9 protein-coding genes are annotated in these 14,378 nt (G+C 70.1%); 5 read left to right on the forward strand and 4 right to left on the reverse strand.

Features of this window, described 5'->3' with window-relative positions; translation table 11 throughout:
• Window positions 1–120: 120 nt before the first annotated feature.
• The gene (locus ABEA24_RS23615) at window positions 121–1,527 is read right to left on the reverse strand and encodes an aminotransferase-like domain-containing protein (protein ID WP_345433176.1); all 1,407 of its coding nucleotides are present in this window, start codon (window positions 1,525–1,527) and stop codon (window positions 121–123) included.
• On the opposite strand from ABEA24_RS23615, the gene ABEA24_RS23620 reads away from it, so the two are divergent.
• Window positions 1,526–2,764 carry an aminotransferase class V-fold PLP-dependent enzyme gene (locus tag ABEA24_RS23620; protein WP_345433177.1) on the forward strand — a complete coding sequence of 413 codons (1,239 nt, stop codon included), beginning with the start codon at window positions 1,526–1,528 and terminating at the stop codon, window positions 2,762–2,764. The genes ABEA24_RS23615 and ABEA24_RS23620 overlap by 2 nt on opposite strands.
• A complete protein-coding gene (locus ABEA24_RS23625) occupies window positions 2,764–4,056 on the forward strand; it encodes an MFS transporter (RefSeq protein ID WP_345433178.1) in 1,293 nt (430 codons plus the stop codon). Before ABEA24_RS23620 ends, ABEA24_RS23625 begins: the two co-directional genes overlap by 1 nt.
• A 50-nt stretch (window positions 4,057–4,106) precedes the next feature.
• Here the strand turns inward: ABEA24_RS23625 and ABEA24_RS23630 are convergent, their stop codons facing one another.
• From ABEA24_RS23630 to ABEA24_RS23640, 3 genes are read right to left on the reverse strand one after another with little or no spacing between them, the layout of a single operon-like run.
• Window positions 4,107–5,342 carry an alginate lyase family protein gene (locus tag ABEA24_RS23630; protein ID WP_345433179.1) on the reverse strand — a complete coding sequence of 412 codons (1,236 nt, stop codon included), beginning with the start codon at window positions 5,340–5,342 and terminating at the stop codon, window positions 4,107–4,109.
• A 35-nt stretch (window positions 5,343–5,377) separates the two neighbouring features.
• On the reverse strand, window positions 5,378–8,752 hold the full coding sequence (locus ABEA24_RS23635; RefSeq protein ID WP_345433180.1) for an alginate lyase family protein: 3,375 nt from the start codon (window positions 8,750–8,752) through the stop codon (window positions 5,378–5,380).
• Window positions 8,749–10,266: a glycosyl hydrolase family 28 protein gene (locus ABEA24_RS23640; protein ID WP_345433181.1), complete on the reverse strand. Its 1,518-nt coding sequence runs from the start codon at window positions 10,264–10,266 to the stop codon at window positions 8,749–8,751. The genes ABEA24_RS23635 and ABEA24_RS23640 overlap by 4 nt, the downstream gene beginning before the upstream one ends.
• A 260-nt stretch (window positions 10,267–10,526) precedes the next feature.
• Here ABEA24_RS23640 and ABEA24_RS23645 point away from each other — a divergent pair, with 260 nt between their 5' ends.
• The 3 genes from ABEA24_RS23645 (at window position 10,527) to ABEA24_RS23655 (ending at window position 14,371) form a co-directional block, all read left to right on the forward strand.
• Entirely contained in the window at window positions 10,527–11,549 is a 1,023-nt protein-coding gene (locus tag ABEA24_RS23645; protein ID WP_345433183.1) for a hydroxyacid dehydrogenase, read from the forward strand.
• A 94-nt stretch (window positions 11,550–11,643) separates the two neighbouring features.
• Window positions 11,644–12,711 carry a LacI family DNA-binding transcriptional regulator gene (locus tag ABEA24_RS23650; protein ID WP_345433184.1) on the forward strand — a complete coding sequence of 356 codons (1,068 nt, stop codon included), beginning with the start codon at window positions 11,644–11,646 and terminating at the stop codon, window positions 12,709–12,711.
• A 76-nt stretch (window positions 12,712–12,787) separates the two neighbouring features.
• Window positions 12,788–14,371, forward strand: coding sequence for a glycoside hydrolase family 43 protein (locus tag ABEA24_RS23655; RefSeq protein ID WP_345433185.1), 1,584 nt, complete (start codon window positions 12,788–12,790; stop codon window positions 14,369–14,371).
• The last annotated feature ends 7 nt before the right edge of the window (window positions 14,372–14,378 follow it).

A 14,378-nucleotide genomic window follows, 5' to 3' on the forward strand; every position in this document is an offset into this window, starting at 1 on the left:
TTCCTCGATCAAAGATGTGGCTGATCTCCTACCTTCAAGTCTTCCATTGAAGTGCTATTTGAGAGTTTTTCCGACAGACCACCTGGAAGGCGATGTCAGACCCTCAAGTCGCGGAAGTCATCAGCGTCTGTGGTCGAGGTCGTCAGCCGCGGCGGCGAGGCCGCGGACGCCCTCGGTGAGCTCGGCGAGGTCTGCCGTGGCGGCGAAACTCAGGCGGAGATGGGCGCCGGAGGGCTCGGCGGGGAAGAAGCGGTCGCCGGATTCGACCGCGACTCCCTGGGCACGGGCCGCGTCGGCGGCGGTGTCGGTATGTCCCGGTGGGAGGCGGACCCACAGGTGCAGGCCGCCTTGCGGGATCCGGGTGATGGTCCAGTCGGGTATCTGCCGGGCCAGGGCGGTGGCCAGCGTCGTGCAGCGTTCGTGCAGGGCGGCGGACAGGGCACGCAGGTGGCGGTCCCAGGCCGGGGTGCTGAGCAGTTCGATGGCCGCCTCTTGGAAGGGCCTGGCGATGAAGAAGTCGTCCACCAGCCGCATTCCCTGGAGCCGTCGCATGACGGGACCACGTGCGATGACGGCCCCGATACGCAGGCTCGGCGAGGCCGGTTTCGTCAGTGAGGTGACGTACAGGACCGTGCCGTCGCTGTCGTCGGCGATCAGAGGAGGGGGCACGGGGCGGCCGTGACCGAGGTGGCGGGCGAAGTCGTCCTCGATGAGGAAGGCGCCCGCGGCGCGAGCGATGTCCACGATCTGCCGGCGGCGGCCGGGCGGCAACAGCGCTCCAGTGGGATTGTGGAAGGTCGGCTGGCAGTAGAGCAGCCGGGCCTTGGTCATCTCGAACGCGTCCGCGAGCAGGTCGGGGCGTATGCCGTCGTCGTCGGTGGGGACGGGGACGGGCTGGAGCCCGGCCGCACGGGCGGCGGCCAGCGCGCCAGGGTAGGTCGGCGACTCCACCAGGACCGGACCGCCCGGTGCGGCGATGGCCCGGAACACCATGGACAAGGCCGCCTGGCCGCCGCTGGTGACCAGCACATCCCGCGGGCTCACGCCGCTCCCGGCCGATCGGGCGAAGATCGTGCGGAGCGGGGCCAGGCCGGCCGCCGGCGCTCGACGCCACGCGTCGGGGCGGCGGGCGGCGCGAGCGAGCGCGGCTGACAGCGCCTTGGTCGGTTGGAGTGACTCGTGCAGGTAGCCGCCCGACATGACGATCAGTCCGTCGGTCACCCGTGGCGTGTCCAGGGTGCCGGGGTCGAAGTGGCGCCCGGCCAGCGCGACGGCCTGCCACGAAGTGTCCGCGGGTCGCGTGTTCGCCTGGGGCCGGCGTGCGGCCACATAGGTGCCGCTGCCGGGGCGGGTCACCACGGTGCCCTCGGCGGCCAGCAACGCGATCGCGCGCGCCACCGTGGCCGGACCGACCGCATGGCGCTTGGTCAGGTCGCGGCTGCTGGGCAGCCGGTCGCCGGGAGCGAACGCGGCGATCTCGGCACGCAGGATGGCCGCCAGTTCTTCCGAACTGCTACCGTCGGACATGAAGATCAATGGTAGTGCTTCTAACAATGATCGGGAACCGCTTCTCGACATCGCCGCCCTGCGGGCCGACACCCCCGGCTGTGAATCGGTCATCCACTTCAACAACGCCGGTTGCGGCCTCCTGGTCGATTCGGTGCTTGAGGTGATGCGCGACCACCTGAGCCTTGAGGCGGCTATCGGCGGTTACGAGGCGTCGGCTGCTCAGGCGGACCGGGTCGCCGACTTCTACGCGGCGATCGCCGACCTGCTGGGGGCCGATCCTCGGAACATCGCATTTTCTGGAAGCGCTACGCACGCGTACACCAAAGCGCTCTCGGCGATCGAGTTCCGGACCGGCGACGTCATCCTCACCACGCGCAATGACTTCATCTCCAACCAGATCGCGTTCCTTGCCCTGCGCAAGCGGTTCGGCGTCGAGGTGGTCCATGCTCCCGACCACGCGGACGGCAGCGGCGTCGACGTCGAGGCGATGGCGGCTCTCATGCGGAAGCGACGCCCGCGATTGGTGGCGGCGACGCACGTCCCCACCAACTCCGGGCTCGTACAGCCGGTAGCGCAGCTCGGCCGCCACTGCCGCGAGCTCGACCTGCTGTATCTGGTGGACGCGTGCCAGTCCGTCGGGCAGTACGAGATCGACGTGGCCGAGATCGGCTGCGACCTGCTCACCGCGACCTGCCGCAAGTTCCTCCGGGGCCCGCGCGGCTCCGGCTTCCTGTACGTCTCCGACCGGGTCCTGCGCGAGGGATACGAGCCGCTCTTCATCGACATGTACGGCGCACGCTGGGTCGCGCCCGGCGAATACCGGCCGGTCGATACGGCGGCACGGTTCGAGGAATGGGAGTTCCCGTACGCGACCGTGCTCGGCTGCGCGGCGGCCGTGCGTTACGCCTTGCGGGTGGGCCTGGAGCCGATCTCCCGCCGTACACCCGCTCTGGCGGATCGGCTGCGCGAACGGCTCGCCCGGATCCCCGGAGTCCGGACTCTCGACCGGGGCCTGGACCTGGCCGCCCTGGTCACCTTCGAGATCGCCGGGTGGGAGCCGCACCTGTTCAAGGAGGCGATGGACGCGCGGGGTGTCAACTCGGCGTTGAGCTTCCGGGAGTTCGCCCAGTTCGACTTCGGCGACAAGGATGTGGACTGGTGTCTGCGCCTGTCTCCGCACTACTACAACACCGAGGAAGAAGTCGACGCCGTCGCCGACACCGTCGCCGAACTCGCCCGCCGCGGCAGCGCCTGATGGGCCGCCCGTCCCCGGCCGATTCCGCGGCCACCCTGCCGTCACCGCGCACGGGACTGTGGAGCAACCGCGACTTCCGCACGTTCTGGCTCGGCGAGACCGTCTCCCTGCTCGGCACCCAGGTGACCAACCTCGCACTGCCGCTGACGGCCATCCGGGCATTCCACGCCAGCGACGAACAGGTCGGCCTCCTGCGATTCCTCCAACTCGTGCCCTATCTGGGGCTCGCGCTGGTCATCGGAGTATGGGCCGACCGCGTACGGCGACGGCGGGCGATGCTCGCCGCCAACGTCGCCCGCATGACCCTCATCGCCCTCGTCCCCATCTTGTACGCGGCGCATGCGCTGAACATGGGCACACTGCTGGTCATCGCATGTGCGGTCGGCATCGCGTCAGTGGTGTTCGACGTGAGCTGGATGTCGTACGTCCCGGCACTCGTGCGAAGCCCCGAGCACTATGTCGAGGCCACCGCGAAGATGAGCATCAGCTCCTCCTCGGCGGACGTGGCCGGCCCGGGAATGGCCGGGCTACTGGTGTCGGCGCTCACCGCACCGGTGGCGCTGGTCGTCGATGCCCTCTCCTACGCGGCATCGGTAGCGTCGTTGCTGCTCATCCGTACCGCCGAGCCGCCCCCTGATCCCGCGGCCAGGCGGCACGTGCTCGCCGAACTGCGTGACGGCCTGCACTGGGTGGTGGGAGACCGCATCCTCCGTGCGCTCGCGCTGGTCGGGTTCTGCTGCAACTTCTCCATGATCGCCGTCTGGACCATGTTCCTGCTGTACGGCGGCCGCGACCTCGGCCTCTCCCCGGCGGTCCTCGGCGGCATCTTCGCCGCCGCCTCCGTCGGCGGCCTCATCGGCGCGGCGATCTCCGGCCGGGTGATCAGGCGCTTCAGGCTCGGCCTGGTCTACCTGGTCGCCCAGTCCGCCCTCCTGCTCGGCCCGACGCTGATCGTCATCGCCGCAGGGCCGAAGCCGCTGATGATCAGCATGTTCGTCCTGTCGTTCTTCACCACCTACCTTGGCCTGGGAATCGCGAACGTGATCATTGTCAGCCTTCGCCAGACCCTCACGCCGCAGCCGATGATGGGCCGCATGACCGCGGTCTTCCGCACCCTCCTGTTCGGCGGCGGGGCACTCGGCGGTCTGGCCGCCGGGCTCCTGTCAGGTCGGCTCGGAGCCGAACACGCGCTGACGATCGCCGCTATCGGCTCGGCCACCGTCGTGATCGGCCTCATTCTCTCTCCGGTCAGCAGGCTCCGCGCCCTGCCGGCTACCGCCCTGACCCGGTGAGGACGCCCCGGCCGGGCGCCGGACCCGGGACGCCCGCGCCGGGGGATCGCTCACTTGGCGTACATCAGGGTGCCGAAGCCGAGTTGGTCGTAGCCGCCGCTGTCGGAGCCGTAGTCGCCGCCTCCGCCTTCGGGGCGTCCGTTCCCGGCGATGGCACCGATGTAGGGGACGTCCAGGTAGAGGCGACGGGCGTAGTGGTAGTAGATCATGTCCCACACCGGTCGCACCTGCCCGCGCGAGGCGGAGGAGATCACGGTCTGCGACTGCTGCGAGCAGTTGGTGCCGCTGCCCCAGGTGTAGGTGGTGAACGGCACGTCGTTGCCGGTGTTGTACTTGGCGACGTACTGGGCGGCCTTCATGAAGCGCCGGCCGTCGTAGCCGTACAGGTCGGTGCCCTGGTTCCAGGCCATCTCGCAGATGGCGCCCATCTGGCCCATGCCCATCATGGTGTGGCCCTGGTCGCGGCCCGACTCCTGCCACTGGCCGAGGTCGTTCCCGTTCACGTTGGAGTAGAGGAAGGGCACGGCGTGGGCGATGGAGCCGTTCCCCGCGCCGGTCTTGAAGTAGTTGACGGCCTGGTCGAACTTTGCCGCGTCGTCGTTGAGGATGCCGATGGCCAGGATGGAGGCCATGTTGCACAGATCCCAGTTGGCCCAGTAGTTGGTGATGCACGCGTCGTTGTGCTTGGTGAGGAACTGGTTGTTGAGCGGGTAGAAGACGTTGACCATCATCTTCTGGAACCGGGCGAGGTCGAAGCCGCTGTAGCCGCGCATCAGCTCGGCGGCGTTGGCGAACTGCCAGCCGTAGATCCCGGCGGCGAGGAACCGGTCGGCGTTGCCGGTGACGGTGGTGAGGGTGGCGGACCAGGCGTTGAGGATGTCGCGCGCGCAGTCGCCGTTGGCGGTGGTTCCCGCGACGTTCCAGCGCAGCGCGTTCTGGTACGCGGCGGCGATGTCGTTGTAGAGGGTGCCGTAGTTCTGGCCGGTGCCGCCGCGGATGATGGTGGCCTGCGGGTTGGGCTTCCAGGTGCTGGCGGAGTGCGAGTTGGCGATCAGCCTGTTCCAGCCCGACAGCCACGGGTCGTCTCCGGCTTTCACCCGCACCTTGGCGCGGTTGATGTCACCCCAGTTGTGCAGCATGCCGGGGTGGGTGAAGGTGGCGGGCGCGGCGTTCGCGCTGCCGGCGGTGAGCGCCGCGCTGCCGCCGACGGCGCTCGCCGCGGCGACGCCTCCGGCCACGCGGAGCAGGTCGCGTCGGCTCATCCCGTGCGTGTTCCTGCGGCTCATTGTGATGGAACTCCTTCCCTGGGCGGGGTTTCCGGTCAGGAGGTGGTCTGTGTGACGCTCACGTGGTCGAAGAGCGTCGTGGTCAGGGCGTCCGGGTCGCGGGAGCAGACCACGAGGCCGGCGTAGTAGGGCGCGTCGCCGAAGGCGGGAATGGTGCCCTGGCCGATGGGCGTCCAGGTCTCGCCGTCGGAGGAGAAGTCCGCGGTGAAGGTGGTGCCGCTTCGTGTCAGGCGCAGCCAGAGGGGGAGCGGGACCGCGGCGCCGCTCGCGAGCGTGGTGCCTCCGCCGGCGACGGTCTTGCGCAGCAGGAGCTGCGGCGTCCCGGCGGCGGCGCTGCCCGTGCCGGCCACGATGGCTCCGGCCGCCTGGTCGAACGGCGAGAGGGACTTGGCCATGAGCAGGCCCACCCGGTCGGCCGTCACCGCCCCCGCGCGGGAGACGACGCGGGCGGTGATCGTACGGTCGCCGGTGACGGGAACGCGGGCGAACTGGCCGGTCCAGCCTTGGCCGTTGACGTTGAGGTCGGGACCGGCGCCGCGCACGGTGAAGGCGCCGCCGTCATGACTTGTGACGCCCGGAGCGCGGACGGCGGCGACGCCAAAGGTGCCCAACAGCCGTTCGTCGAGGACGACATCGCCGACATCGCCGTACGTCCAGGGGGCGGGTGGCGGCGTGCCGACGGTGAGGGCAAGGGAGGCGGAGGCGGACGTGGTGGCGTTGGCCGCCGTCACGGCGACCGTGAACCGGCCCGTCTCGGCGGGCCTCCCCGCGATCAGACCGGTGCGGTGGTCCAGGCGGAGCCCCTCGGGCAGGCCGCGGGCGGAGAACCGCACCGGGTCGGACGAGGCTCTGATCAGGTACTGGAATGGCTCACCCTGGTCGGCGTACGCGGCGGCCGGGCTGGTGATCACGGGTGCCGGCGGGGACGGCATGACCGCGCTCACCGATGCCGAACGCGGCCCCCGGCCGCCGGCGCTCGTCTTGGCGACGACGTAGTGATACGTCCTTCCCGGCGTCCCGGTGGCGTCGATGTGCCGGATGCGGGTGCCGAAGCCGACGGGTCGCACGCCGGTGGCGATCCGCGCGTAGGGGCCGCTCGCGCTGGTCGAGCGCAGCACCGCGTACGTCGCGGACAGATCCGGGTCGCTCCAGGTCAACTCGATCGCGCTGCGTCCGGACTCGGCCCGCTGGTCGGTGGCGGTCCGGGTGGGAGGAGGCGTCGTCCAGCCGCCCTCGCCGCGGGCGGTCACCGTGACGTTGTCGAACGCGGCCGTTCCGGTCTCGGCGTACGGTGCGTCGATGCCGAGGCAGGAGCAGAGCACCAGGCCGGCGTGGACCTCGGGGCCCAGGTCGATCTCGGTGGAGCCCACCTCGGTCCACTCCGTACCGTCCGGGGAGATCGATCCGACGAGGCGGCGCCCCCTGCGTTCCAGCCGCACCCAGTACGGCATGCGCATCCGGTAGCCGTCGCCCGCCGCCTCCACGTACGGCGCCGCCAGCGGCGTCGCGGAGTCCGGGAGCGTGCCGAGGTTCGAGAGCGGGAAGGCGGCCGCGGTCGTGATGGCCTGCTGCTGCGACGGCGGCACCGGCGTGCTGCCGGTGGCCGAGGTCGCGCCGCCGGCCGAGGTCCGGGTGGTCCACACGCCGCTCCAGGTGCTGAGCGGAAGCCCTTGGATCAGCATCGAGGCGTGCGGCGCGTCCGCCGTCAGCGCGCCGCGCATCGTCACGCCCACCTTGGAGTACTGCGAGCTCAGCGGCCACACGACTCGTGCCGTGACGACGCCGTCGCCGCGCAGCGGCAGATGGACGAGGTGGAAGGCGTCGGCCGTGCCGCCGATGTCCGCGCCGCCCGCCTCCAGGGTGAATCGCTCGCCGTCGAAGGCGGCGCCGCCCGGCGTTCGGACGTCACCGACGTCCCGGCCGGTCCACGGTCCCGGCAGCCCGGCGCAGGCGGCGATCACGGCCGAGGCAGCGCCACGCCCGTAGGCGTTCGCCGCGGAAACCGCGTAGTGGTACGTCCGGCCGCGGTGCGGCGGCCGGTCGGTGTACGACGTCGACGCGACCCCGTCGGCGATCCGCTCGTAGGGTCCGCCCGGGGCGGTGGCACGCAGCACCGTGTAGGTGTCCGCCCACGCGGCGGCGAGCCAGGAGATCGTGACCGTGCCGTCCGCGGGTACGGCGTGCAGCCCGGCGGGCGCGGCCGGCGGGGCTGCGGGCGGCGCCGGCGCGGCCGTGCCCGCGTACGTCAGGGTGCCCCAGCTCGGCAGGTCGTCGTTGCTGCCCTCCACCACGCGGGCGCCGCCAGGGCCGCGGAAGACCACCTGTTCGGTGTACGGCGTGGGCAGGCCACGGACACCGTGGTAGTGCGCGTAGGCCATCTCATAGATCGGCGGGAGGTTGCCGCGCGAGGTCGCTGAAACGGACTGCTTGACGTACTTGCCGGTCCGGTCCAGGTCCGGGACGAAGGGCACGTCGTGGCCGAGGTTGTAGCGCGCGGCGTACTCGACGTTCGCCAGGATCCGGTCGCCCATGTACCCGTACAGGTCGACGCCCTGGTTCCAGGCGACCTGGGCGACGTCGGCCAGCAGACCGACGGCCAGCTGCTCGTGCCCCTGGTCGCGGCCGCTCTCCTGGCCCTGGCCGTCGGCGGTGACGATGCGGTGGGGCACGCTGCCGTTGCCCGCTCCGGCGGCGGCGAAGCGCAGTGCGTCCTCGAACAGGGTGCGGTCCTCGCAGAAGACGCCGATGGCGAGGATCGTCTGCATGGCCGTCAGGTCCCAGTTGCCGTTGGCGTAGAGCATGTAGCCGGACACGGCCCGGTACCAGACGTCGAGGAACGACCTCTCGCATCGGGCGATGTCCGCCGGTTCCCAGCCGTCGTAGCCGCTGTGCCGCAGCAGCTCCGCCGCGTTGACGAACTTGAAGCCCTGCAGGCCGGCGCCGAGCTGACCGTCCGCTCCGGTGACGGCCTGCAGCGACGTCGACCAGGCGTTGAGGATGTCGCGTGCCTTGTCCGCGTGGGCCCGCTCACCGGTGACGCACCACATCAGCGCGTTCTGGTAGGCCGCGGCGGAGTCGGCGGCCGCCTCGTTCATGTGGTTCGTCGGGCCGCGGCCCCAGGAAGTGATCTGTCCCGTGTTCTGCACGGTGTAGCCGGCGGACGAGCGGGGATGCGCGGCCAGCGACTGAAAGCCGGAGTGGACGGGGTCCTGCCGGGCCTCGACGGCCGCCTTCATGCGGTCCAGGTCGCCCTGCCGGTGCAGGAGCCCCGGGTGGGTGAAGGCGAACGGCGTCCCCGTGACGCGTTCGTCCGCCCATGCCCGCGCCGGCGGAAGGAGCGGGACGGCGGCCGCGAGTGCCGCGGAGGAGGCCGCGCCGAGGAATCCGCGGCGGCTCAGCGCACGGGTCATGAGCGGGCCGCCTGGGCTTCGGCCGTGGTGATGAACCTCAGGCCCGTCACGTGCTCGTTGGCGTACATCGGCACGAAGTCCGACGTCAGGTACCAGCTGGGCTTCTTCATGCTGTCGGCGATCACCGTGCCGTTGACGACGAGATTCTCGAAGGTGACGTCCTTGATGAGGTGTTCGTCGTCGTAGCCGACCAGCACTGACGGGTTGGCGTGCGTGCCGGTGTAGCGGAGGTTCTTGATGTACACCGACTCGATGCCGCGCCCCGGCGAGGTGTTGTACTTCGTGTTGTACATGATCCGCATGTTGATCAGCTGGCCCTGGCGGAAGTCCTCGACGCGGATGTCCTCGCACCGCACGTTCTTGATCAGGTTGCTGTCGCCGGGGTTGAGGGCGATGCAGCCCTGGTAGAGCATCTGCGGCTCGCGGTGGTCGAGGATGTCGATGTTGCTGAAGGTCAGACCGGACAGCGTCTCGGGGCTGTCGGAGTTGCCGTGCGTGCCGACGTTGATCGGGTGGGCGACGTCGGCCCAGAGCGTGGAGTTCTTGACGGTGATGTCGCTGCTGTCGCCGTAGTAGTTCCAGCGGTGGTTGTAGATGGCGACGCAGTCGTCGGCGTTGCGCATGAAGACACCGTCGATCACGGCGTTCTTGCAGCTGAACAGGTCGATTCCGTCCCCGTTGCCCTTGGCGCTGAACGCCCGCAGGTTCCGGATCGTCAGCCCGGTGACCTGACCGGCGGTGACGGCGTAGCCGTTCGGATCCAGCATGGTGACGCCGTCGATGGTGATGTCGGAGGAGTATTCGGCGGTCACGCCGCCCCCGGGCGCCGCCCAGATGACGCCGCGCCCGATCAGCCTGGCGTTCTGGACGTTCGAGAACACCACCCGCGACTTCAGCACGGCGCCGCCGGCGAGGTAGACCGTCGAGCCGCTCGGGACGGTCACGGTGCCGTCGGCCGTGGTGTGCACGCCGGGGCCGAAGTAGATGACGTTCGGGTCGTCGGGGTGGGGAACGTCGGTCTCGACCGTGTTCGTCAGCAGGTGGACGCAGTCGAAGATGTCGTCGTTGACCTGGATGACGACGTTGCGCGGCTCGGTCAGGGTGAACGTCAGCGTGTCGCCGTGCACCCTGGGCTGGATGCCGTAGGAGTCCGGCCGGATCCGCGCGCTGTGGATGCGGCCCTTGGTGTAGGTGACCGAGACCTCCACGGAGCCGGTGAAGTCGAAGTACGCCATGGAGGAGTTCTGCGTCTGCCCGGTGCCGGTGGTGGTGTTGATCAGGTTGAGCGTCGCCAGGTACACGCCCAGCGTGCGCCGGCGGCCCCGTGGTGTGCGGACCTTCACGACGAAGCTGTCGTTGACCGGCGCCCCGTTCGGAACGGGGTAGGTGACCAGTGAGGCGTCCGCCTCGTCGTCCGCCGCTCGTGCGGTGCCCGGAGTGCCGGCGAGATGGCCCGCCAGGACCGCGGCGCCCGCGGTCCGCAGGGCCGTACGACGGGACATGTAGGCGTTCATCAGATACCTCTGGGGGGGAGCCCGCCTCGGGCGGGGAAGGAAGCTGACGATAGAAAACGCTTACTGCGGAATGTACGACTACCCGGGCGACGCCACAAGGGGTTGATGGCGAAGACGTTGCGCCGATGTTTCGCGAGGGTTTCGCGATGCCGTCATGAGCTGCTCCTACGCGTCACGATCGGCGTTCCGCCGGGTCGGTTGATCGGTGGTTGACCCTTCGGATGGGCTGTCCTACGATAGAAATCGTTTTCTATCAGATCATGGGGAGTTGGTCTATGGCCGACCGGCCGAAAGCGCTGTTCGCCATGCGCGCGCAGTATGTGTCCCAGCTCTTCCCGGCGCCTCTCATGAGCCGCCTCGAGAAGCTGGTGGACATCGACACCTCACTCGTGGCTCAGCGGTTCGATCAGCCGGAGATCGCCCAGGCCCTCGCCCAGGCCGAGATCCTGATCACCGGATGGGGCTCTCCCGGGCTGGACGACGCCGTCCTCGCGGCCGCCCCGCGGCTGCGTGCCGTGGTGCATGCCGCCGGGAGCGTGCGCCACCTGGTCGGCGACGCCTGCTGGGAGCGCGGGCTCCTCGTCTCCAGCGCGGCGCAGGCCAACGCCCTGCCGGTGGCCGAGTACACCGTGGCCGCGGTCCTGATGGCCGGCAAGGGCGTGTTCGAGGCTCGGGAGCGCTACCGCGCCGACCCCGCATACCGCCGTCCCGAAGACGACCCCGCGGTAGGAAACTACGGGCGCCGGGTCGGCCTGATCGGGGCATCCCGGGTCGGCCGCCGCGTGCTCGAACTGCTCCGGCCGTACGACCTGACCCTGACACTCGCGGATCCCTACCTGGACGCCGCCGAGGCCCGCCGCCTCGGCGCGGAGCTCCTGCCGCTGGACGAACTGCTGCGCACCAGCACGATCATCAGCGTGCACGCTCCGGACATCCCACAGACCCGCGGACTGCTGAACCGGCGCCGCCTGGCGCTGATCCCGGACGGGAGCGTGTTGATCAACACCGCGCGGGGAGCCCTCGTCGACCATGACGCGCTGATCGCCGAGCTGGTCGACGGCCGGATCAGCGCGGTCCTCGACGTGACCGACCCCGAGCCGCCGCCCGCCGACTCACCCCTGTTCCGGCTGTCCAACGTCTTCCTGACCCCGCACATCGCGGGCTCGATGGGCAACGAGCTGGAACGGCTGGGACGGAGCGCGGTCGAAGAGCTGGAACGACTGACGGACGGGCGGCCGCTCGTCCACCAGGTGAACCAGACCGATCTGGACCGCGTGGCATGATCATCCGCGTCGCATGACCGTCCGGGACACCCGCCCGCCATGGGCGGGTGGAACCAATAGCATGACCTGGACAGGTCGACAGGCGGGAGGATCGATGGCGAGACGCTCGGCCGCCGACGGTGCATCGCTCCAACGCCGCACGATCAAAGAGGTGGCCGCTCGCGCGGGGGTGTCCCCGGCGACCGTGTCCCGGGTCATCGGCGGCACCTACCCGGTCGCCGCGGCCACCCGGGCCCGCGTACGGCGGGCGATGCGTGAGCTCGACTATGTCGTCAACGCCAACGCCCGCGCGCTCGTCGCCGCCACGTCCAACACCGTCGCCTTCGTCGTGAACGACGTCACCGGGCCGTTCTTCGCGCACATCGCCCGCGGCGTGGAGGAGCAGGCCACCGCCGAGGGCAGGCTGTGCCTCGTCTGCACGACCCACGGCGACCCCGATCGCGAGCTCGCGCTGATCAACTTGATGCGAGAGCAGCGCGCCGAGGCGGTGATCCTGGTCGGCGGTGTCCCGGAGACACCGGAGTACCAGGACCGCATGGCCAAGCTCGCCCACGCCCTGGACGGGAGCGGTTCCCGCCTGGTCCTGTGCGGACGGCCGGCGCTGAACGGGGACGTCCCGCAGACCGTGGTCGAGTACGACAACGAGGGCGGCGCGTTCGCGATGACCAGCTACCTGCTGTCGGCCGGTCACGAACGCATCGCGCTGCTCGGGACGGTCGACGGCCTGCCGACCTCGACCGGGCGCATCCACGGCTATGAGCGCGCGCTGCGCGGCCGCGGGCTTCCCGTCGACCCGGGCCTGATGGTCAAGGGTCCCTTCGCCCGCGAGTTCGGATACCGCGCGACACGTGACCTCCTCGACCGGAAGGCCGAGTTCAGCGCCATCTTCGCCATGACCGACATGGTGGCCGCCGGCGTGCTGTTCGCGCTGCGCGAGGCGGGAGTCCGCGTTCCGGACGACGTCTCCGTGGTCGGCTTCGACGACATCCCCCTCGCCGAAGATCTCTTCCCGGCGCTGACCACCGTGCACGTCCCTCACGAGGAGCTCGGTCGCGCCGCGGTCCGGATGGCCCTCAACCGGAGCGAGCACGGCGGCGGTCAGTACCTGAAGATGGGGACCCACATCGTCATCCGCGACTCCGTCGGCCCCGCGCGGAGCTGACCACAGGTCCCTCGTCCCCATCAGAACCCGGAGACGGCCGGTCCCATCGGTGGCCGGCGTGTACGGAAGGATCACGATGACGGGCTGGACGCACAACCCGGTACTGCCCGGCTTCCATCCGGACCCGAGCATCGTGCGCGTCGGCGCGGAGTACTTCCTCGCGACGTCCACCTTCGAGTGGTATCCGGGCGTGATGGTCCACCGCTCGGCCGACCTCGTCCGCTGGGAGGCCGCCGGCCACATCCTCGACCGACCCGATCTGCTCGACCTGCGCGGCGTGGCGGATTCCGCCGGGGTCTGGGCGCCTTCTCTCTCGTACCACGACGACCGGTTCTGGCTGGTCTACAGCATCGTGCGGACCGTCGGCTCCCCGTTCAAGGACGTCGACAACTTCCTGATCACCGCACCCGCGATCGGCGGCCCGTGGTCGGAGCCGATCTTCCTCAACTCCTCCGGCTTCGACCCGTCACTGTTCCACGACGACGACGGCCGCACATGGCTGGTGAACCAGCAGTGGGATCACCGTGCGGGGCACCCGTCCTTCGCGGGGATCGTCCTCCAGGAGTACGACCACGGCGAACGGGCCCTGGTCGGGGAGCCGGTCAACATCCTGCGGCACGACGAGCTCATCGAGGGGCCCAACCTCTACCGCCGGGACGGCCGGTACTACCTGATGCTCGCCGAAGGCGGCACCGGCTGGAACCACGGCGTTCTGATGGCCCGCTCCCGCTCCCTGACAGGTCCGTACGAGATCGACCCGGGTGGCTCCCTGCTGACCACCCGCGATTCCCCCGGCTTCCCCCTGCAGAAGGCCGGGCACGGCGAGCTCGTGGAGACCGCCGACGGCGAGTGGTATCTCGCGCACCTGGCCTCCCGGCCCGTCGCCACTCCCGACGGGCCCCGCTGCATCCTCGGGCGTGAGACCTGTCTGCAACGGGTGGAGTGGACGAGCGACGGCTGGCTGCGGCTCGCCGACGGCGGCAGCACGCCGCGGCTGGAGGTCCCGGCACCATGCTCGGCGCCCGTCGCGCCACCGTCGGCGCGGCCGAGTCGCGACGACTTCGACTCTCCTGAGCTGGACCCGACATGGAGCACGCTTCGGGTGCCCCCTGACGCGTCCTGGCTGAGCCTCACCGAACGCCCTGGCTGGCTGCGTCTGCGTGGCAGGCAGAGCCTCCATTCGCTGTTCGACCAGAGCCTCGTCGCCACGCCCCTCACCGCCGTGCGCTGCGAGGCCCGGACGGTGATGGACTTCCGTCCCTCGCGTTTCTCCCAGCTGGCGGGCTTGATCTGCTGGTACGACACCACCACGCACTACTACCTTCGGGTGACCCACGCCGAGGGGCGCGGACGCGTCCTCGGGATCGTCCTCACCGACGACGGGGTCTACCGCGAACTCCCCGACGACGACATCGAGATCGCCGACTGGCCGCTGGTCCACCTGCGCGCCCGTTTCGACGGCGCCGAACTGCGCTTCTCCGCCTCTCCGGACGGAGACGACTGGCGGCCGGTGGGCCCGGTCCTCGACGCGAGCAGGCTCTCCGACGACTACGGCGAGCGGCTCCGCTTCACCGGCGCCCACGTGGGCGTGTGCGCCCAGGATCTCGGTGGCACCCGGACCCCCGCCGACTTCGACCTCTTCGAACTGCGCACGTTGTGAAAAGCGG

This window comes from Actinoallomurus vinaceus (assembly GCF_039542055.1).
Taxonomy (GTDB): Bacteria; Actinomycetota; Actinomycetes; order Streptosporangiales; family Streptosporangiaceae; genus Actinoallomurus; species Actinoallomurus vinaceus.

Coding starts and splice junctions, on each gene's coding strand:
- ABEA24_RS23620 (WP_345433177.1), top strand. CDS start 1,526: ATGAAGATCAATGGTAGTGCTTCTAACAATGATCGGGAACCGCTTCTC.
- ABEA24_RS23615 (WP_345433176.1), bottom strand. CDS start 1,527: ATGTCCGACGGTAGCAGTTCGGAAGAACTGGCGGCCATCCTGCGTGCC.
- ABEA24_RS23625 (WP_345433178.1), top strand. CDS start 2,764: ATGGGCCGCCCGTCCCCGGCCGATTCCGCGGCCACCCTGCCGTCACCG.
- ABEA24_RS23630 (WP_345433179.1), bottom strand. CDS start 5,342: ATGAGCCGCAGGAACACGCACGGGATGAGCCGACGCGACCTGCTCCGC.
- ABEA24_RS23635 (WP_345433180.1), bottom strand. CDS start 8,752: ATGACCCGTGCGCTGAGCCGCCGCGGATTCCTCGGCGCGGCCTCCTCC.
- ABEA24_RS23640 (WP_345433181.1), bottom strand. CDS start 10,266: ATGAACGCCTACATGTCCCGTCGTACGGCCCTGCGGACCGCGGGCGCC.
- ABEA24_RS23645 (WP_345433183.1), top strand. CDS start 10,527: ATGGGGAGTTGGTCTATGGCCGACCGGCCGAAAGCGCTGTTCGCCATG.
- ABEA24_RS23650 (WP_345433184.1), top strand. CDS start 11,644: ATGGCGAGACGCTCGGCCGCCGACGGTGCATCGCTCCAACGCCGCACG.
- ABEA24_RS23655 (WP_345433185.1), top strand. CDS start 12,788: ATGACGGGCTGGACGCACAACCCGGTACTGCCCGGCTTCCATCCGGAC.